The organism is Mesorhizobium sp. ISC15, from assembly GCF_037162615.1.
Taxonomy (GTDB): domain Bacteria; phylum Pseudomonadota; class Alphaproteobacteria; order Rhizobiales; family Rhizobiaceae; genus Mesorhizobium; species Mesorhizobium mediterraneum.
Window position 1 is genome coordinate 6594363 of sequence record NZ_JAVSPX010000001.1, and the last position, 19984, is coordinate 6614346.

Annotated in this window: 12 protein-coding genes and 3 pseudogenes; 14 read left to right on the forward strand and 1 reads right to left on the reverse strand. The window is 57.7% G+C overall.

What is annotated here, in order from left to right:
• Positions 1–251 precede the first annotated feature (251 nt).
• Positions 252–878: a TetR/AcrR family transcriptional regulator gene (locus tag RPG13_RS31640; RefSeq protein WP_337126841.1), complete on the forward strand. Its 627-nt coding sequence runs from the start codon at positions 252–254 to the stop codon at positions 876–878.
• Positions 879–1410: 532 nt separating this feature from the next.
• Here RPG13_RS31640 and RPG13_RS31645 read toward each other — a convergent pair.
• Positions 1411–1732: pseudogene (locus RPG13_RS31645) on the reverse strand (IS3 family transposase); the annotation flags it as partial.
• 982 nt (positions 1733–2714) lie between these two features.
• Here RPG13_RS31645 and RPG13_RS31655 point away from each other — a divergent pair.
• The 13 genes and pseudogenes from RPG13_RS31655 to istB all read left to right on the forward strand — a co-directional run.
• The gene (locus RPG13_RS31655) at positions 2715–3491 is read left to right on the forward strand and encodes an SDR family oxidoreductase (protein ID WP_337126842.1); all 777 of its coding nucleotides are present in this window, start codon (positions 2715–2717) and stop codon (positions 3489–3491) included.
• Positions 3492–3572: 81 nt separating this feature from the next.
• On the forward strand, positions 3573–4472 hold the full coding sequence (locus RPG13_RS31660) for a 3-keto-5-aminohexanoate cleavage protein (RefSeq protein ID WP_337126843.1): 900 nt from the start codon (positions 3573–3575) through the stop codon (positions 4470–4472).
• A gap of 97 nt (positions 4473–4569) precedes the next feature.
• Positions 4570–5557 (forward strand): annotated as a pseudogene (locus RPG13_RS31665) (thioesterase family protein).
• Positions 5558–8197: 2640 nt separating this feature from the next.
• Positions 8198–8515, forward strand: coding sequence for a LysR family transcriptional regulator (locus RPG13_RS31670; protein ID WP_337126844.1), 318 nt, complete (start codon positions 8198–8200; stop codon positions 8513–8515).
• 647 nt (positions 8516–9162) lie between these two features.
• Positions 9163–10296, forward strand: a complete 1134-nt coding sequence (locus RPG13_RS31675; protein ID WP_337126845.1) for a hypothetical protein — start codon at positions 9163–9165, stop codon at positions 10294–10296.
• Positions 10297–11389: 1093 nt separating this feature from the next.
• Positions 11390–12097: a class I SAM-dependent DNA methyltransferase gene (locus RPG13_RS31680; protein WP_337126846.1), complete on the forward strand. Its 708-nt coding sequence runs from the start codon at positions 11390–11392 to the stop codon at positions 12095–12097.
• Positions 12098–12485: 388 nt separating this feature from the next.
• Positions 12486–13460: a thiamine pyrophosphate-dependent dehydrogenase E1 component subunit alpha gene (locus tag RPG13_RS31685; RefSeq protein ID WP_337126847.1), complete on the forward strand. Its 975-nt coding sequence runs from the start codon at positions 12486–12488 to the stop codon at positions 13458–13460.
• A 5-nt stretch (positions 13461–13465) separates the two neighbouring features.
• The gene (locus RPG13_RS31690) at positions 13466–14467 is read left to right on the forward strand and encodes an alpha-ketoacid dehydrogenase subunit beta (RefSeq protein ID WP_337126848.1); all 1002 of its coding nucleotides are present in this window, start codon (positions 13466–13468) and stop codon (positions 14465–14467) included.
• 700 nt (positions 14468–15167) lie between these two features.
• Positions 15168–15506 (forward strand): hypothetical protein, encoded by a 339-nt coding sequence (locus RPG13_RS31695; RefSeq protein WP_337126849.1) that lies wholly within the window; start codon positions 15168–15170, stop codon positions 15504–15506.
• A 65-nt stretch (positions 15507–15571) separates the two neighbouring features.
• A complete protein-coding gene (locus tag RPG13_RS31700; RefSeq protein WP_337127090.1) occupies positions 15572–16051 on the forward strand; it encodes a M24 family metallopeptidase in 480 nt (159 codons plus the stop codon).
• Positions 16052–16115: 64 nt separating this feature from the next.
• Positions 16116–16463: an NIPSNAP family protein gene (locus RPG13_RS31705; protein WP_337126850.1), complete on the forward strand. Its 348-nt coding sequence runs from the start codon at positions 16116–16118 to the stop codon at positions 16461–16463.
• 1302 nt (positions 16464–17765) lie between these two features.
• Positions 17766–19307 carry an IS21 family transposase gene (istA, locus tag RPG13_RS31710; protein ID WP_337126851.1) on the forward strand — a complete coding sequence of 514 codons (1542 nt, stop codon included), beginning with the start codon at positions 17766–17768 and terminating at the stop codon, positions 19305–19307.
• Positions 19308–19322: 15 nt separating this feature from the next.
• Positions 19323–19970, forward strand: a pseudogene (istB, locus tag RPG13_RS31715) (IS21-like element helper ATPase IstB); the annotation flags it as partial.
• Positions 19971–19984 lie beyond the last annotated feature (14 nt).

A 19984-nucleotide genomic window follows, 5' to 3' on the forward strand; every position in this document is an offset into this window, starting at 1 on the left:
TGACGCTTGCATACGAGAGTCCCGATGGAGCAGTCTGGCGATTCGAACCAGAGCGTTATCCGTCAACGATCGCACGGCGATATACATAGTGGACCATGTTGCATTGGCCGTCAGAGCAGATGATAGAGCATTCAGGCACCACCTCCAACGTGCTAGGAGCTGGGCGCTGCGTGTCGTCCATGACCTCTGTCGAAAATGGGCGGCTACGACATTGAAATTTGCAGCTCAGGTAAGAAACCTGCTGGAGGGCTATGCCAAAAATTATTGATGTTGAGCTAACCCGACTTCGTATCGCTAGGGCAGCCGGTAAGGCGATAGCGGGGAAGGGCATTTCCGCGGTCACGATGATCGATATCGCCAACGCGGCCGGCGTGACGACGGGGATGATTACGCATTACTTCGAAAGCAAGGCGGACATTATCGCAGCTGCCTTGCGCATCCCTTTTCTTAACATGGAACGCAAGATCGCACATCTGCTGGAAAAAGGAGAAACCGATCTTGCGGTCCTGCTTGACGCGGCGATACCAGCGTCGAAATCTCAATCCGAGGATAGTGTAATCTGGGTGAATTTCTGGGGAGTCATCGCAGCCGATCCTGAATTTCGTAAGCTCAATGCGGCGCTGCATCGCGAGGGAAAGAAAATTTATGACCGGGTCATCCGGGCGGCTTGGCCGGAGAGTGAAGAGTGGCCAACCGAGGTGTTCGAGACTGCACTGCGGTCGATTATAACATTCCTCTTCGGGCTGAACGCCGGCGGCGTCACAAATCGTGCCGTCTGGACGACTTCTGTTCAGCGCTCACAACTGGAGCTACATTTGGGCATGGTTCGTTGTTGGGCGCGACAACATGCGCGTAGCATTTGCGATAGCGGAAATTAGACAATTCGGAATAAAACCATGCGCAGTTTACATTTTGCGAACTCCGGCAGGAATCAATTGTGCCATGCAACATTAACCATGGCGGCGTGTGGTGCTGAGCGCGTTCGGGCCCTTGACACCGTGTACGACATGTAGCCGGAGTCTACGAAGTCGCTGACTTCGCACCAGATCTCGGAGTACGCCGACCGACAAGGAGGAGAACTGCAAAGGGTCCTAGTGGCCATTCGAACGCAGCAATGACCACAAGCCAAAGAGCCATTGTGAAATCCTCAACTGCGTTGGTGCAATGGCCATCACCCGCTCACGCGGAATTCTTCCGGCGTCATCCAAGCATTGCAAAAGAGGGGAGAGCATTGCAAGCTCGCATTTGCGGCCGCCACATCCGACGCCCTTGATCCTTCATAATTCCAGGATTTGAAAACGCCGTGGTTAGACATGATCATGCCGAGATTTCCGGGCTGAGCGGTCGTTCCATCAGTTCACGCCCCAAGCGGCGGCCGAAGATCGCGGTGTCCGGGGGCGCCGCCAATCATTCGCGCGTGGACAACGAGTTGAGCACGCGGAAGCGCCGGGCCGCAGGCGAACTGGTCATGGATGAAATTCAGCGACCAGCGCGTTTTGGCCTTCGCCTGGACCAGGATCGAAGCCCGCGCCCTACCGCTCGGCGCCGGAGCGTCGCTAGCGCACGGCCGTCTTGTTCGCGGTATAGCCGGTAGATGCGGTTAATACCCGATGCCTCGCGCTCGCGCCTGAGTCAGAATGAACGCCGGCGATAGCGAAGCGCAGGCGCTCGTTGGCAAGCTCGCGTAGCCGGCCGCGCGTTTCCGTTTCAGGTGGCGACAAGAACGATACCGGTGACCTGATGTGGTGGACGGCCTCCGCTCCCGGCATCGCAATGTGCCAAAGTGTGGCTGTCGAAGTCACATGAGGGAGAGCCGTCCACCACATCAGGTCACCGGATCAAAAGGAACAGGCCGGCCGTCGCGACAGGGCCCATCGTGACCTGCAGGTGCGACGGTTCCGCGCTTGATGGCGAACCCTACCATTCTATTTCGAATGAAACTCGCGCAGTACGGACGCTTCAGCATTTGGTCGGGGAGCAGCTTCAGCTTCGCGTTCCCTCCTCCCTTTCCAGCCGTTTGGCATCGGAGACATCCATCCCGCCATACTCCACCTTCCAGTTGTACAGTATTGCCTTCCGAGACCCGGTGCGTCCACCCGCTGCCTCTTCATCAGTCCACGTAACAAAATTGAGGCTGGACTCTAATCTCAGATAGAGGAGGCTAAGGTCCGCCTACTGAACTCAAATTGATCTGCTGGCTGAGATTCGGCACGCTGTCTGCGAGAGGGGAGTCGCCACCGCGCTTTACATGCTAGGGCGGGTACGATCACGCAGACATTTTGAGTTTCAAGCAATGGCATCAATGAAGTCTATTCAAATAACTTGTATTACGCGACTCGATCGCTGCGCCGATAGCTTCCATCAAGTTCACGACTGTGATCTAAGCGGAGCACTCCCCGATTACTCCGCTATGGGCTCAAAATCGGCCCTTGCAACGCCCGGGATAACCAGCAAAACCGCCTAATAAGCAATCTTGAGTGAGGCATATCCTATTTTGATTACGCACCTTCAATGTTCCAACCGTCCAGGAGACTGGCCCAAGAAACCGAGCCGCAACGGTCCTAGCCGACCTTGACAGCAGCTTTCTAATATATAATGTTCGTTTTATCTCCGAGGGTGACTGGGTTCGCCACCGTAGTGGCGCCTAGCGAAGATAACTCGTTTCTTTGCACGACTGGTTCGCGACAGAATTCTTGATTTGGAAGGGATAGGAAATGGATCTCGGGCTAGATAATAAGCGTGTTCTGATCACCGCGGGTGCTGCTGGCATTGGAAGGGCAGTGGCAGAACGCTTTGCTGCCGAGGGTGCAAAAGTGCTCGTCTGCGATGTCGACCCCAAGGCGATTCAAAGTGTTCAGCCAAGCGCGGGCATGGTTGCAGTCGCCGCTGACGTTTCGAAGTCCGATGCCGTGGCTAAGCTCTTTGAGGGAGTTGATCGCCTCCTGGGCGGGCTGGATATCTTAATCAACAACGCTGGGATATCTGGGCCGTCGAAGCCGGTGGAAGCTGTGAGTGATGATGAATGGAGAGCCACCCTCGCCGTAAATCTGGATGGCGCCTTTCATTGTGCAAGATCCGCGGTGCCACTCATCAAGGCAGCGGGCGGAGGATCCGTCGTAAACATGTCTTCAACCGCCGGGTTCCTGCCTTATTCGCTCCGCTCTCCGTACTGCACCGCTAAGTATGGTGTTATCGGTCTTACAGATGTCATGGCAATGGAGTTGGGCCAGCATAACATCAATGTGAACGCGATTTGTCCTGGCGCTGTTGATACACCCAGATTGGAACGGGTGCAGCAAATGGCTGCACAATCACGTGGTGTGCCGATTGAGCAAATCCGGCAGGCAGAGCTCAAATCGTTTTCGATGCGAAGGCTGGTGAGTGTCCAGGAAATCGCCAGCATGATTCTATACCTTTGCAGTCCTCACGGCCGAATTATTTCAGGACAATCGATCGCGATCGATGGTCAGACAATATCCTCTGAATACTGAAAAACGCAAAAAAGTTTCGACGAGCGGCCGCGCGGTATAATGCACTGCCCGCGCTACCTTCGCTCACCAGGGAGAAGATCAATGCCTCTATCTATGAACCGCGATGTCTTTATCACTTGTGCCGTGACGGGTGTGGGAGATACAGCGTCGACGTCCCATCACGTACCTCGTTCGCCAAAAGAAATTGCAGCCGCCGCCGTTGAGGCTGCCAAGGCGGGAGCCGCGATCGCTCACATTCATGTTCGCGATCCTGAGACTGGGGCGCCATCGCGCCGTAACGACTTGTACAAGGAAGTCACTGATCGCGTTCGACAAGCGGATACTGACGTTGTACTGAATATTACCGCGGGAATGGGTGGGGACCTAATATTTGGAAGCGTCGAGCAGCCGCTTCCACTCGCTCCCACCACTGACATGGTCGGCGCCTCCGAAAGGTTTAGCCACATTCTCGAGTGTAGGCCAGAGATCTGTACGCTTGACTGCGGCACAATGAATTTCAATCTCGGGGATTATGTAATGACCAACACGCCCGCGACACTTCGGGCCCTCGCCAAGATGATGACCGATTTCGGTGTCCGTCCGGAGCTTGAGGTGTTTGACACGGGGCATCTCTGGTTCGCCAAGCAGCTCGTTAAAGAGGGTATTATCGAGGATCCAGTCCTGGTTCAGCTCTGCATGGGAGTCCCGTGGGGTGCCCCTAATGACCTCAACACTTTCATGGCGATGGTGAACAGCGTTCCTTCGGACTGGATCTTCTCCGCCTTTGCGATAGGTCGCGACGCGATGGCGTATCCGGCGGCGGCCGTGCTGGCAGGCGGTCACGTGCGCGTCGGTCTCGAAGACAATTTGTACGTTGCCAAAGGTCAGTTTGCAACCAACGGCCAGTTAGTCGAGAAGGCGGTCAATGTCGTCGAGAACATGGGCGCCAGGGTCATTGGTCCTGAGGAAGTTCGTCGGAAACTAAAACTAGCCAAGCGGTAAGTGCCATGCTTCCTGCAGGGCAGCAATTGCGACCTACTTCCTTCGAAGGCTCGCAAAGGTTCATCCATGAAGATGGCAATTCGGAAGCTAATCACAAATGGCTAAATTCAGTAAGGCGGCTTGCATCGGAATTGGCGTTTTAGGTGGAGCTTGGGCTGCGCGCCCCGTCCTGGCCGGCATCGAAACGAGTATCTTCGATCCGCATCCGGAATCTCAGCGGCTGATCTCCGAAATCACGGCGAACGCCGAGCGCGGGTATCGGATGCTCACGAGCGCGCCCCTTCCCGCCAAAGGCACTTTAAGTTTCAGCGGGTCGCTCGAGGACGCTGTGCGAGGCGCAGTCGTCGGCGACCGCCTTCTAGAAGCCCTTTGGCGGGGAGCCCTCTGGCTCATCAAGGACGACGTCTGCGATACCGGTGCTCTTGATAATGTGATCCGCCAAGCCGGGGCAGCGTGGCATTCGAGAGCTCGAACGGATTCGGGATCAGAATATCGTCGGAATCATGCAGGCCCTAAAGGCCGGCGACGAGGGGCGTGGCTGGGGTGCAGGGAAGCCGATGGCTGAGTTCGAGGCTCATCACCGGAAGACGGCGCCGAAACTTTCGGCCAATCCAAGTAATGAGGTATTAAAGCTTCTCGAAGTGAAAGTTCCTGCTGATTGGATCGACTATAATGGCCACATGACCGAATACCGGTACACGCAATGTTTCACCGATGCTTGCGATGTGCTCCTCCAGGCGATTGGCGCCGACACGGAGTATGTGAAGGCCGGCCACAGCTACTACACGGTGGAGAGCCACGTTCGGCTGCTTGCTGAAGCGAAGCTCGAGGATGCGCTTTACGTCACGGCGCAACTCCTGCCGACGGACGGCAAAAAGATCCATACATTTATGCGACTGCATCGAGCTTCAGACGACACCCTGCTGTCGACTTACGAGCACCTAATGCTTCATGTTTCGTCGAAGGAGGGTCGCTCCGTTCCCCCACTACCTGAGGTGATGAGGAAGCTCAAGCCTTTCATTGAGGCCCATGCGGTTCTCCCGGTACCTGATGCTGCGGGACGATCAGTTGGAGAGAGGAACTGAATATGCGCTGCAAAGTCGCGCCAGTCCTCCGCTTTGGGTCGAGTTGCCCGTTTGATCAACCGGATTGTTGTTCTTTTGAAAATAACGGAGACATATAGGGGCCGGTTCAGTGAGAACAGATAAATTGGCCTGCCGAGGGAGGGAGACCTAGCGCGAAGATCGAGCTCGTCGCAGAACAGAATTCGTCCCACCGCTGCATGATGGGTCAGGAAAGTGACGCGCCTCAATCTGATTAGCGACGTGGGAGAGTCTGTCCCAAAATCTACTACCTGCAGCGGTTTGCGGCAGGTAAGCGGCGAGCATGGGCCGTTGGAGGCGTGTCGCGTTCGGGACACGTCGTCCGGTTGAGCGTAGTGATCTCGGCGACGGTGAGAACGCTGTGGGGCGTCGTCTGGCTTGGCGCGCGCCGACATAGTGAAGAAGAATTTGCGCCAGCTGGCCACCGCGATTAGCCGAGGAACTTCGCCACCCTCTCGGCGGTCTCGAGCCTCGTCTCCTCAGCACGGTCTTCATGACCTCATGGAACACCTCCGCCTTCCAGCGCATCCGGGCTGCTCAATCCCTGCGGAGATCGTCGACCAGCAAGTTGGTCACCAGCTTCCAATCGATCGGCTCGCGACCGGGCGGCGGATTCTCGTCAAGGGTATGGATATCACAGACCTGCGGACCCAACGACCCAACTTCCGGCCGCGCCTTGGGTCGTACGTCATCGCGCAGTGCAATATAGGAGCTCTCGAGACGTCGCTCTCGCGGCCATGCAACGCGGGCGCTCGGACGCGCCAACGAGCGCGATGGTTGGCACAGGCTCTCCAGCCAACGGGAGCTCTCCTTCGTCTCGATGGGCACGGCGTGGGATTGACGTGCCGCTTGAGCGAGCGTTCCTTTGAATTTGTAATCCAGAACTCCTTACCTCCGTCAGACCGAGGGGTGTGCCCGTGAGGGGACGGCCGGGCTCGAATGCATCGGCCTCCCGCACAAGGTCAGCACGTTGGGCTGCCCGGCTTGCAGCGCCCGGCGTTGATGGTTTTGGTGAAGCCGATTTTGCCCGGCTGCGCGCGGCTTTAGATAAATTCGGTCGTGTCCTGCAGAACAAAAAATCGGATCTTCGCTCGCCGCACGCGCGCCGCGGTCGCGGCAAAGTGGCCGGCGAGAATGTATCTTCGGCCACACGCGGATTGTCAAAGAAGCGGTAGGCCCGCCTTCGCCGCCGCCCAGTCGCCGCGGGCCGCCGGGATTGGCTTGCCCGGCGCAGCCGATACCTGACAGCAACCGTCGCAGCCGACCGACTCGTAGAAGGCGTGCAACAGCATCGTACACAGCGACGTTCCCGGCGCAATCGACGGCGCCGAGTCCGGATGGTCTCGTCGAACGCGAGCCTCAAACTCGAGCAAAACAGCGAACCTGTCCGGTTATCTGAGCCGTATCCAGAAAATCCCGAAATCATCCGGCGAGCTGTGATCACGCTCAAAACGACTGCGCCAGTACTTCTTCCGCTGCCTGTTACCCGGCTCTTGGAGACGATACCTGGATGGTTCGATCATCGCCAGTGCGTTCGCCGCGACGGTAACAGACGAGTGGCTGTTTCAGATCCGGCAGATAGTTGGCTGCGTGGCTCGGTCTTGTGCTTCCGGCAAAACTCTCCGGGCGGCAAGGATCATCTCGGCCGGATCAGTAAACAGGGCGGTCCCTTACTCCTCGACTGCTTGTAGTTGGCGACCATACCGTCGTTTAGTTCAGCCGCAAAGGCAATGGGGGCCGCTGAGCTTCTGACGCAAAAGCCGCATAAGGTGGTCGTTTTGCACTCGCAAACAAGACAGCGCAGATCGTGTGGGCTCTGACGATCACCTGCAAACGCTTTGAAGCTTCGGCCACCGCGTGACCCCTGCGTAGAGGATGCAGAAATTGATAAGGTTCTATATCGTATGACGACACGCGTCGAGCCGGATCGGAAACCCACTCAGTGGGTGCGGGTTGAAAAGCGGGTTGACCTGTTTGGATCCGATCAGCGGACGTCATAAAAGGCCAGCGGCGTGAGACGCGCCGTACTTCAAAGGCCGTATACATGGCTGTACCCGTCAAAATCACCTCGCCATTCAGAGGCCGCTCATAAACGTCCTGATTAGTGCCGCTTTTCCCGGGTTCGACGCCAAGATCGCGTCGATGTTTGCGCGGCATGAGCGTGCGCGATATCCGTGGCCGTCTTGAGGAGCATCGCGGTGCCGCCAAGGTTTGATCTCAGCCGTCATCGACGCCATCCTGGAGGAAGTGGCCGAAGGCGGAAACTGGCCGCTCGATGTGACATTCGTCTTCTTCGACGCCATCTGATCAAGATCAGGCACGAAGGCTTCGTGCGCAAGAAGGTCACCGGAATTCGCCCCGTCCGAAGCTGGCAAGAATGTCGGAAAGCCGACAAAATAGTCGATGGGCGGGCCTCTAGGTATGGACGAGTGGTGTCAACTCACATCGGTGCGCCAACTGGCGCGCAACTTGCTAGGTCACCGAGGACGCCGCAGCACGTACCGAGCCCGGAGATGGCAATTCAGTCTCACGCGTGTAGCTGCGAGTTCTTTTTGGGCCAGAGGACGCGCCTTGTATGTCCGGACGTTCGGTTCTCGACTGCCGATCTGATTAGAGTGTGGAATGGCAAATCCAGATTATGATCTCCCGTCCCTCACGGTCCTTGCTGCCCTCGAGGTATTCGAGGCATCGGCACGCCATCTTTCGCTCGAGCATGCAGCTTCCGAGCTGAACGTGACATCAGGAGAGATCACTCGGCAGATCAAAGTCATTGAGGACGAGCTAGGTGTTCTGCTGCTTGTGCGGTCAGAAAACGGCGTGGTGCTTACCAGCCTTGGCAAAGACCTCTACACCGAGCTGGCAACCATCTTTTCCAAGGCGTCCGATGTCGTCACGACGATTAAGCGCGGCGGATTGCCTCCATCGTGGCGATCTAGCTGACTCCGTGCGTGTGGCGCTTTGAGGTAAAGCACGATAACCGCATGATTGCAGAATATTGGCGCGATTATCGCCACGCTGGGTTAAGCTGGCACATCCGCTATGGCTCCGGCTCATTGCCTAACGAGAGAGGGGAACCTATTGTTTGGCGACCTCATCTACTCGGTCTGGGGTGAGCCGTAGCAGCACGGCGCGAGCGCCAGTGCTTGCTGAACTTCTCCTCTTGGACCGGCGAATGGATCGAACCCGGCTGTGCCGATTGGGAGGAAGTCCTATGCCGCAACCGGGTTCGACACGGGTGGCTTGCAAGCCGCCCAGGCTGATCACCGGGTTGCCGAGGGGGTGGGCACCGACTAACCCGAACTTAGTGGAAGATGGCAAGCTCGGGACAAAGATCAGACCCCCTTAGTTCAAACGCGTTCGGTATAAAAGACCCGTTCGCCGCGTGAATTTAGAAGGGTTCAAGGCATCTTTCCCGACAAAGGGTCGTACGTGTAGTTTTACATTCGTGCGTTTAATGATGAGCTTGTCGCAATTTTTAGTATTAATTTCACGCTTATTTCACAACAATACGTTTAACATGGTAGCTATGATGGTTCGTAAACGTAAAGGCATCCAATGTATGCTCGCTGGTTTGTTCGGAGACTTCGATGCAAGACCGCGTAAACATCTTAATTATTGGCCACGGGGTGCTTGGTGGGGCTGCCCTTGATCTTCTTAGTCAAAGCGGCAGACCCTACGATCTGTATGTCGGAGCAAAAGATGTGGAGCGGGTCTCTTTAAGGGTCAATTTGGCGAAGCAAACGGCCTTGAACCTCGGCCACCATCCGACCATAGAGGTGGTGCCCATGGATCTCATAAATGGAGAGGCTACAGCGGAACAGCTTGCGGCTCTCCGTCCTGACATCATTTTCAACGCAACGACGTTGCATTCATGGTGGTTGATAACCCAATTGCCGCCCGACGCGTATCACCAGATCGATCGAGCGCGCGGTGGCGTATGGACGCCAATGCATCTCGTTCTCGTGCGACGCCTGATGAGAGCTGTACGAGAGGCCGGGCTCGAGACTATGGTCGTGAATGCATCCTACCCTGATGTTACAAATGCCGCCCTTGCCGCCGAGGGACTCTCTCCGGCGATTGGGATCGGAAACGTCGCGAATGCTGTGCCGGGTATCAGGTTAGCGGCCGCGCAACTTCTGGGTTGCGAAGTGAAAGCAATCGATGTGCGGTTCTTTGCGCAGCACTACGTCAGTTATCGTATGCCGAGGACCGGTTCCACGGACGGCGCGCCCTACCATCTGACCGTATATCGTGAGGGCCAGAGAATTGGACCTGAGGAAATGGGCCACGATTTGATCTTCGCGAACGTTGCCGGACGTTTTCGGCGGGTGGGAGGCCTCGAGGGGGAATCGGTGACTGCAGCGTCAGCGACAGCTGTTCTTCGTGCGTTGGCCGATCGCGTAGAACGTGTCGTGCATGCGCCGGGTCCACTGGGGCTCGTGGGAGGCTATCCCGTCAGGGTTGCTCCGACAGGCATTTCGATCGACTTGCCCGAAGGCCTGTCATTTGATGATGCGGTGGAGATTAACAGGGGATGCCAGAGATATGATGGTATTGAGGCCGTGGAAAGCGACGGCACGGTGCGCTTCACGGCCGAGGCTGCAGACGTTATGCGCGAACTGCTCGCCTACGATTGCGACGCAATGGCGCTGGACGAATGCGAAGACCGCGCGAAGGAATTAGCAGCAAAATATGCTGAATATCGTCGTCGCTTCCACTAGTCTCGGACCCTTCGCGTCGCCTGGCTTCAGAGCACATCGGCGGTCGCGGTGGGAATGCCATCCCGGTATGCACGATTGGCGCGGTCGGGGAACCTGCCCAACCTCAAGGCCCGCCATCCAACTCGGCAATGTGACGGTCGACCCGTAGGTCTCGAGCTATTGCTGCGAAGCCCAACTGTGAGGCTCGACATCGATGATACGATCGATATGGTTCGCTGCTTTCAGCGTCAGTCGCTCGTCAAGGCCACTATGACGAGCTCTGCTTCCTGCCGATCGATGTCTGCGCCGCCGGCCGGTGCTTCGGCGGCCAGGGAGATCCGCCGCCATGTTTGCTATCACCACTCGGGTTGCCTCGCCTTCTCCTTGGCTACATGACGATCCTCGTGCGCGAGCTTGTGCCGGCAGACCTAGGGAGAGCCAGGACCAATCAACCAGGACGACTACACACCCCGTTCCTCGCGACGCTGCGCGCTGGCACAGAGATTAAATGATCAATGACGACTCTCTTGCTTAGATGCGCGCCCGCAATCTCGCCGGTCAGGTAAGGGTTCCAGGGCGCGTCGCTCCCCATGTGGATGCACTTCCCCGTCGGCATCGAGTGTCCCAATGTACCGTACAGGTCACCCGGGATCATCGGGACATTTCTTCCAGTTTTCCCACGAATTCGAATGAGCATCTGAGGTTGACTGGCATATGCAGCCCATGAGGTGAAAATTTTGACAGAAATGTTACGATGTATTCAGTGTTTTTTCGCAACACGAACTTCAGGTACTGTCGCATTCCGCGAAACTGTAACGTTATATAACGGAAATTTGTCAAAAATCTACTTTTATTCTGCACTCCGATCGTTACACTCTCTTTTAGAATACTAGATCGTCTTTTCTGCTACCCATGTGGGAGTGTCGATCACTTGTTGTGGATAACGTCTGCAGCACCGGCAGCAGACAGATTACCTTGTGTCCAGACGCCTTCGCATGGCCAAGCAACCATGCTCCGCATCGTGGCACGGGCTCAGTTCGTGGTTTCAGCTGCGGCCATTGCGCGCCCATGAGGGCAGTGCCGCACCTATCTGCCCTTACAAGGAGGAATTAATATGAACACCCTGGGTAAGCAGACAGCACCGGAGCAAGCCGCACGAGAGCGCATGAAGGCATCCCATGGCCTCGACGGTGACGCCGTTCGCTTGGCCCGCTTATATCGCGGATGGGCGAGTGCCTTCGATCTGGATCAGGCCCGCGTCGGGTACTGCGGGCCGATCATTGTGGCGGAACTGGCAGGCGCCGTGCAGACGGCGTATTTAGCCGGACCGCGAAATGCCATCGCAATCCTGGACGCTGGCTGCGGAACGGGGCTCGTCGGCGTGGAACTGGAACGCCTCGGCTTCCGGTTGATTGACGGGTTCGATCTCTCCGAAGAAATGGCCGAAAAGGCCCGGCAAACCGGCGCCTATCGCGACGCCCGAGGCAACGTTGATCTTAACGGGCCGCTCTCCGGCCACTCCAGCGCGAGCTATGACGTGACGGTCTGCTGCGGTGTCCTCACCCTCGGGCATGTCCGACCGGATGGGTTGCGCGAGCTGGCTCGCGTCACCCGCCCAAACGGCTTCGTCATTGCAAGCACCCGTAAGAGCTATGCGGAGACGACATCCTTTGAAGAACAGGTGCGGCGTCTCCAGGATGAGGGTGTCCTTATACCGGCACAGTGTCTAAAGAACGGCAGATACGTTGCCGAGGAGGACGCGCACTATTGGGTGTTCCGGGTGCCCGAGAAGACCAGCGCACCAGAGGAACCGAGGCCATGACGACGCTAAGTCATATTTTGCTGTTGAAACAGGCAGCCGAGCAACGGGTCAAGCTCATCCCTGACGGCTCGTGCGAGTTCACGGGCCAGCATAGGCTGACCCCTATGTCTCTCATGGCCGCTAACATACTTGAGACGCCGAAGGCCGTTAACGCTGAGGCCGCGTAGCCGCAATTCTCGTCCATACTGTTAGCAGACAATCGCGCAGTCCGCTGGTTCATCAGCGACCTCTTGCTCCAGACTTATGAGAGGACCAGGAAAGTGCATGAACAATTCCGGAATCAGGGCCTGTGCTCTGTCATCCCAGGCGGCATCCTTTGCCTTCAAATTGGAGCAACGTGTGGATCATGCAGTTAAACGGTGATCAGAGACTGGAGGCTTATCGGCGGATGCTTCGCATCCGTCGATTCGAGGAAGAGGGTATGCGCCAGTTCAAAGATGACAAGATCCCTGGTTGGTTCCACTCGAGCGTGGGTCAGGAAGCCGCTGTGGTAGGGGCATGTCTCGCCCTTCGGGACGATGACGCTATTACCGGAACGCATCGTTCGCATGGCCATCCGATCGGGAAGGGTGCGAACTTGGACGAGCTTATGGCCGAGCTGATGGGAAAGGCGGGCGGCATTTGCAAGGGGCGCGGCGGTTCAATGCACGTTGCCGACAATTCGGTCGGGATCATCAGCGAGTCGGGTATCGTCGGAGGGGGCATTCCTCTTGCCACAGGGTGTGCGTTCAGCGCCAAGGTGCGCGGCGTCGATCAGGTTACCCTTTGCTTCTTCGGCGATGGGGCGGTGAACCAGGGCACCTTCCATGAGAGTCTCAACATGGCGTCGCTGTGGAAGCTTCCGGTTATCTATTATTGCGAGAACAACGGCTATGCAATGACCACCTCGGTGGTGCAAAGCCACGGGCAGCCGGACATCAGGCTGCGGGCAGCCGGCTACGGCATGCCAGGGGTAACGGTTGACGGGCAGAGTGTGGGCGCCGTTTATGAAGTTGCGTCAGAGGCCGTCGCCCGAGCACGCGCGGGAGAGGGCCCTACTCTGATAGTAGCCAACACCTATCGGTTCGATGAGCACGATTTCGGCTCGGTGATTCCGGGAGAGCCTTATCGATCGGTTGAAGAAGTCGAGGCTCAAAAACGCGACCGCGATCCGATTTTGCTGCATCGCACTGTGCTTCTCGATGACGGCATAAATGAAAAAAGATTGAGAGCGATCGAGAACGAAGCCGACCAAGCCGTGAAGCAGGCAGTAAAATTTGCTTTGGCCAGCCCCATGCCTCGGCCCGAAACCTTACCCGATTTCATGTTCAACTCACCCCCGGCAGGCCTTCACAGCTTCGTGGCTCGGCTGGAGAGGAATTAATCCAGATGGAAACTGATGCCCAGAAATTTCCAGCGACGCCAGGCACCCATATTCAGATGACTTATTTTGAAGCGCTCATGCAGGCGCATATGGAGGAAATGGATCGCGATGAGCGCGTCGTCTTAATAGGAGAGGAGCTCTCGGTTCACGGCTGCGCCAAGCTTATTGAGCGGTTTGGCAAAAACCGGATTTGGAACACGCCGATTTCAGAAGGCAGTTTCACCGGCCTCGGAATCGGGGCTGCCATCAACGGATTGCGGCCGATCGTAGACCTGTCAGGTGCCAGCTTCGTCTATCTCGCCTCGGATCAGATCATCAACCAGGCCTCGAAATTGCGGTATATGACTGGAGGCCAGATCGAGATTCCGATCGTGTTTCGTTGCTGTATGTCCTCGCTGGGGTCCTACGCAGCGCAGCATGCCGACCGGCCTTATCCGTTCTTCATGAATGTGCCTGGCCTCAAGATCATCAGCCCGACCAGCGCAGCCGACATTAAGGGTCTGATGAAATCGGCCATTCGCGACGGCGGTCCGGTAATGGTCTTCGAAGACACACGCCTGTGGCCGATCAAGGGCAATGTGCCTACAGATCCAGACTATCTAATCCCGATTGGCAAAGCGGATGTGAAGCGCGAAGGAGAAGATGTAACCCTTATCGCTGTTGCCGGTGTCATTGGGCCGACGATGGAAGCTGCCATGGCGCTCGCCGAGGAAGGCGTTTCGGTCGAAGTGATCGATCCACGTACGTTGAAGCCGCTCGATCATGAGGCCATCAAAACGTCAGTCGCCAAGACCGGACGGCTTTTGATCGCTGAGAACGCGCACCGCGTCTGCAATGTCGGAAGTGAAATCGCCGCAGTGATGGCGGAGGAGGCCTTCGATCTGTTGAAGCGCCCGATCCTGCGGTTGAGCGCTCCAGATATTCACGTACCCTTCAGTCCGGCCCTTGAGAAGGATTTTTTCCCGACGAAGGATCACATCATCGCCGCCGTACGGCGGCTGCTCTGACAATCTCAAAGGCTCCAGCAGGATGGAAATTTAAATGACGGCCGACGTCATCCTACTTTCTGCTTTTGTGACGATCCCGCTAATCGCACGTGCTGCCGAACCGAAAGGAAACGGCCTACGGAGCAATGGGTAAAGGAAGCGGCGCGTCGAACTCGCGTGGTACATAGGAACCCGAGTCCAACCATAAAGGACGAAGCCGATCCTTGGAGTGGTTATGACTCCTGGTTATCCGGGGCGCCATTGATACTCATTTGAAGTGCAGTCAGCCACTGCCTAAGCTCAGTGCCGCGGGACTTTCTGCGTGACTGGTTAGTAGCATTGCCGGCACGAGGTGCGAGGCGCTCTATGACGAATTCCAAATTGGGTTCACCAGGTCCGGATAGGTTCGTACTCCGTGACAATTGGAGTGACTTGCGGCAGTTTCGACCGATGCCGGATATTGACTTTCAAAGGCTCGATGGATACCGGAAGGCCCGCCTAAAAGCCGCAATGCGCGAATCCGGTGTCGCACTGTGTGTCCTGGTGAGTCCAGTCACCATTCGCTATGCGGTGGACTACAATACTTTTCCCTTGTTTCAGTCGCGTATCCCCAGCACCTATCTCTTTTTGCCCCTCGATGGGCCAGTCACCCTTCACCAGGCCTATAGCTACGGATCCTCCGCAGACAGCGTGAGGCCGGGTAGGCCGATTTCGTTTTTCGATGGCGGCAACGAACTCGCGGAAGCCGCGAGACTCCTCGCCGACGACATCGGTTCGGCTCCTGAGCGAAATCGGCACCACCAATCGCAAAGTGGCGGTGGAGTATGTCAACCCGAGCATAACCCAAGCGCTGCTGCAGCGCGGACTGGATGTCATTGACGCCATTAACATCGTGGAAGGGGCGCGGGTTATCAAATCGGACGACGAGATATCCTGCATCCGCTGGGCATGGGCCGTAGCCGAGCATGGCATTGCACGGATGCAGGAGAGCGTGGGGCCAGGTGTCACCGAAGTGCAGCTTTGGGGCTACCAACCTCGCAAACCAGGGCGGCTGGCATGAGGGACGAATGCTAGCTTCAGGGCCGCGAATTAAATCCATGGCTGCAGGAAGCTATCCAACGAGTCATCGAGCCGGGAGACCTGATAGCATTTGACACCGATATGGTGGGGCCATTTGGGTATTTCTGCGATGTCTCACGGACATTCTACTACGGGAAGAATCCGCCTAGTGCGCGCCAGCGGCAACTGTACCGCTTGGCGTACGACGAATTGCAGACAGACATGAAGATCGTACGTCCAGGCCTCAGCATGAAGGATCTAGAAGCGGCAGCCTGGCCGGTGCCCGACGAATTTCAGGAGCCAGCTTATAGTTGCGTTATACATGGAGTCGGTATGTGCGACGAATATCCGCAAGTAAGGCCATTATTCCGTGGCCCGGTAGCATACGACGCGACACTCGAAGCAGGTATGGTCGTATGCGTTGAAAGCTATATTGGCGCCGTCGGCGAAAGAGATGGGTTAAAGCTGGAAGAGCAGCTGCATGTGACCTCCGACGGGTATGAATTGCTATCGGCCTACCCGTTTGAGGAGCGTCTTTTGGAGTAGTTCCATCGAAATACCTCCGGGACGTGCAATCAAGCGGCATAATTTAACGAGCTAAGGCTGACCTATGATCTATGAACTGCGGCAATACGTACCGACTGAGGGAATGAAGGACAAGATGCGAGAGCGGTTTGCTCGCGATAGCTTGCCGCTTTTCAAAAAGACGGGAATTAAACTAATCGACTTCTGGGAAACCCTAGAGAGTGGCGAAATCTGGTATGTGGTCGAGTGGCCCGACGAGAAGGCCGCGAGTGTTGGTTGGCAAGAGTTTGTGCAAACGCCGGAATGGAAAGAGATCGCGGCACGCACCGAGCGGGACGGTCCGCTGTCGACGAGCCGAGCGATCGTGTTGAAGCGGCCGCCTTTCGTCAAGGCCGAGTGGCTCACACCGATCACTCTAACGGACGACCGGTAGTGCAGGCAAGTTCACGCCCCCGTCTTCTGGCACAATCGGCTTAACGTTCGGGTGCCGCGCCCTCGAATGTAGCCGGGGATGACAATACTGGTATAGGCTAGTTTCGCGTCTTGAGACGAGCCTGCGGTATGTTGGTGGAAGCCGACAAAGAGCTCCAAACTTCAGCATCTTAATCGTAGAGGACGATTATACACTTGAGCTCTATTTGAGGAACGCTTTTGGCAAAGCGGGCGCAAACGTTGTCTATCCGGCCGACACGATCGAGGACATTCTCGACGTCATCATGTCCTCGTTTTGATAGACGGTGCTGTCCTTAGTGTGACCTTACAAGGCGAGGCAATGTTTGCCGCGGCCGACAACCGCGAAGCACTACATGTGACCGACTGCACATTCGTCGGAGGAGCTGCCTCATGAGCGAACCTCCATCGCTAGCACCCTAGCACCCGCCGCATGCTGATCTTGTTCGCCGCCTAGTATGCCGGACTTAGCCATGTGCATTGGCTGTTGAGCATCTCGACCGCAAACTCGTTCTCGATTTTCTCGACGATCTCGACGTGCAACGCCCGGCTGTCGGCAATCCGGTCATTTTCTACCATGTAGCAGCAAACGACTTCGCATCTTAGGCGTCGCCCAACGCGTTCTCGTCTTCCCGATCAAGAAGTCGCACACTGAGATAACGCATCACCTCGTACGACGTGAATTTGATGATGTCATCAGCGATCCAGATTGCAGATCAGCGAACGCCGCGGTCGTCATGATCAGGCGCTTCTGATTTCGGGCACGCACTGGCGCGCGCGTTTCAGAAGCCTTCGGCGGCGGCAATGCCTGCGACCTCCAGCTCGGCCGAGGGCGACCACAAGTGCTCCTGCGGGGTAAAGGTCGTAAAGAACGGATCGTGCCGATTGTGTTCTCTAATGAGTCAAGGGGCGGCCGCTCGGTTGTGAGCGTTCTCGACGCGTTCGGGTGTCTGGGTTCTCTTCGTGCTCACGTGGCACTTGATGGGGTAAGCTGGGTATGGTGCGGCTTGGTTGAAAGCGCAGTCGGCCGATCTGGTTGGCCGCATGCTACACAATCGGCGCCGTCATCCGCTCCGGCCACAGGCCGTGCGTATTTCAAACGATCGTGAGCATGGATTTCACCGCATCGTGAGCACGGATTTCACGGGATCATGAGCAACGATTTCAGAGGATCGTGAGCAGCGATTTCAGACGATCGTGAGCAGCCTCCTCGAAGGTTGTGGACGCTTCGGCCGACATCTCAACCGGGCTACAGGTTGCCTCGTCAATGCAACGAGGAAGCCTGATGCCAACCCAGAGATTGTCGATGCGCCGGATCAGAGAAGTTTTACGTCTAAGGCATGTCCAGGGCCTGACCGAACGCGTCATCGCGCGCACGCTCGGGGTGAGCAATGGCGTCGTGCATGGTTACCTGCGGCGTGCCCGTCTTGCGGGGCTGAGCTGGCCGCTGCCTGAAGGGATGGATGATGAAGGCCTTGAGCTGCTTCTCTTTCCGGCACCGAAGGCGGCGTCGCAAAGCCCTCGGCGGTCCGTTCCCGACTGGAACTATGTGGAGAAGGAGTTGCGCCGCCGCAGCGTCACGCGGGTGCTGCTGTGGGAGGAGTATCGCGCCGCCAATCCCGACGGTTTTGGCTACACCTGGTTTTGTACGACCTTCGAGGCCTGGAAAGGGCGCGCGCGCCCGACGATGCGCCAGACGCACCTGGGCGGCGAGAAGGTGTTTGTCGATTTCGCTGGCGATACCATCGACATCTTCGACCCCATCACCGGCGAAGCGCGTCCCATGAAGCTGTTCGTCGCAGCGATGGGCGCCTCGAACTATACCTACGCCGAGGCGTGCCCGAGCGAGAGCCTGCCCGACTGGATCGGCCTTCACACCAACCTGTTCCGGTTTCTAGATGGCGTGCCGAAGTTCGTGGTCTGCGATAATCTCAGGGCCGCCGTCACCAACCCCGACCGCTACGACCCCGGTCTCAACCGGACCTATGCGGAGATGGCGAGCCATTACGGCACCGCAGTTCTCGCAGCCAGGCCGAGACGCCCGAAGGATAAGGCAAAAGTCGAGGTCGCCGTGCAAATTGCCCAGCGCTGGGTCCTGGCGCGGCTGCGCAACCAGCGCTGCTTTTCCCTGGCGGAGCTGAACGCCGCCATCCGCCTGCTCGTCGCCGAACTCAACGCCCGCCAGATGCGCGGCTTCGGCTCCAGCCGCGCCGAGCTCTTCGCCGAGATCGACAGGCCGAAGCTGGGAGAACTGCCGGACCAGCCATACGTCTTTGCGCGCTGGAAGCGTTGCCGCGTCGCGCCCGACTATCACGTCGAGGTGGACGGGCACTGGTATTCCACGCCCTACCGCCTCATCCGTGAGCTCGTCGATGTGAGCATCGCCGACAACACCGTCGAGATATTCCACAAGGGGCAGCGCATCGCCAGCCACGCCCGTGCGCCCAACCGGCGCGGCCACACCACCGTTGCCGATCACATGCCGAGCGCGCATCGCCGCTACGGCAAGTGGACGCCGGGGGGACTGATCGCGGCCGGCGAGAAGATCGGTCCCGCCACCGCCGCCTTCTTCCAGGCTGTCATCGCTGACCGGCCGCATCCCGAACAGGGCTTTCGCACCTGTCTCGGCATTCTGGCGCTGACCAAGAGCTACGGCAACACGCGCGTCGATGCAGCCTGCCAACGCGGCATCCTAATCAAGGCACGCTCCGTCGCCTCGATCCGTTCGATCCTCAAGAACGGCCTTGATCGGGCCTTCCTCGACGAGACGCCCGACCACCAACCCCTGCGCCACGGCAACATCCGCGGTCAGGGCTATTTCCACTGAACCATGGAGTTCTCAATGCTCGCCCATCCCACCCATGAACGGCTGATCGCACTCGGCCTGGCCGGAATGGCCAAGGCCTTTGAGGAGCAGCGACGATCACCGGATCTCGATGCCCTGTCGTTCGAGGAGCGCATCGGGCTTCTTGTCGATCGCGAAGCCGCCGAGCGCGACACCAAACGGCTCACCACACGCCTCAAATTCGCCGCGCTGCGCCAGAGCGCGTGCGTGGAAGATGTCGATTTGCGCACCCCGCGCAGCATCGACCGCGCCGTCTTCGCCCGGCTCGTCGCCGGCGACTGGATCGATCGCCATGAGAATCTGCTGGTCACGGGCGCAACCGGCCTGGGCAAGAGTTGGATTGCCTGCGCGCTCGGCCACAAAGCCTGCCGCGACAATCGATCGGTGCTCTATCATCGCGTCCCGCGCCTCTTCGAGGCGCTCGCGCTGGCTCGAGGTGACGGACGCTATGGTCGCCTGCTCAAGACGCTCGGGCGCGTTCAACTCCTCCTTCTCGACGACTGGGGCCTGTCTGTTCTCAACGCGTCCGAACGGCGCGACCTCCTGGAGATCCTCGACGATCGCCACGGTCGCGCATCGACCATCGTCACGAGCCAAATTCCCGTGGAACTCTGGCACGACGTCATAGGCGACCCAAGCAGAGCAGGATGCCCCCGTCA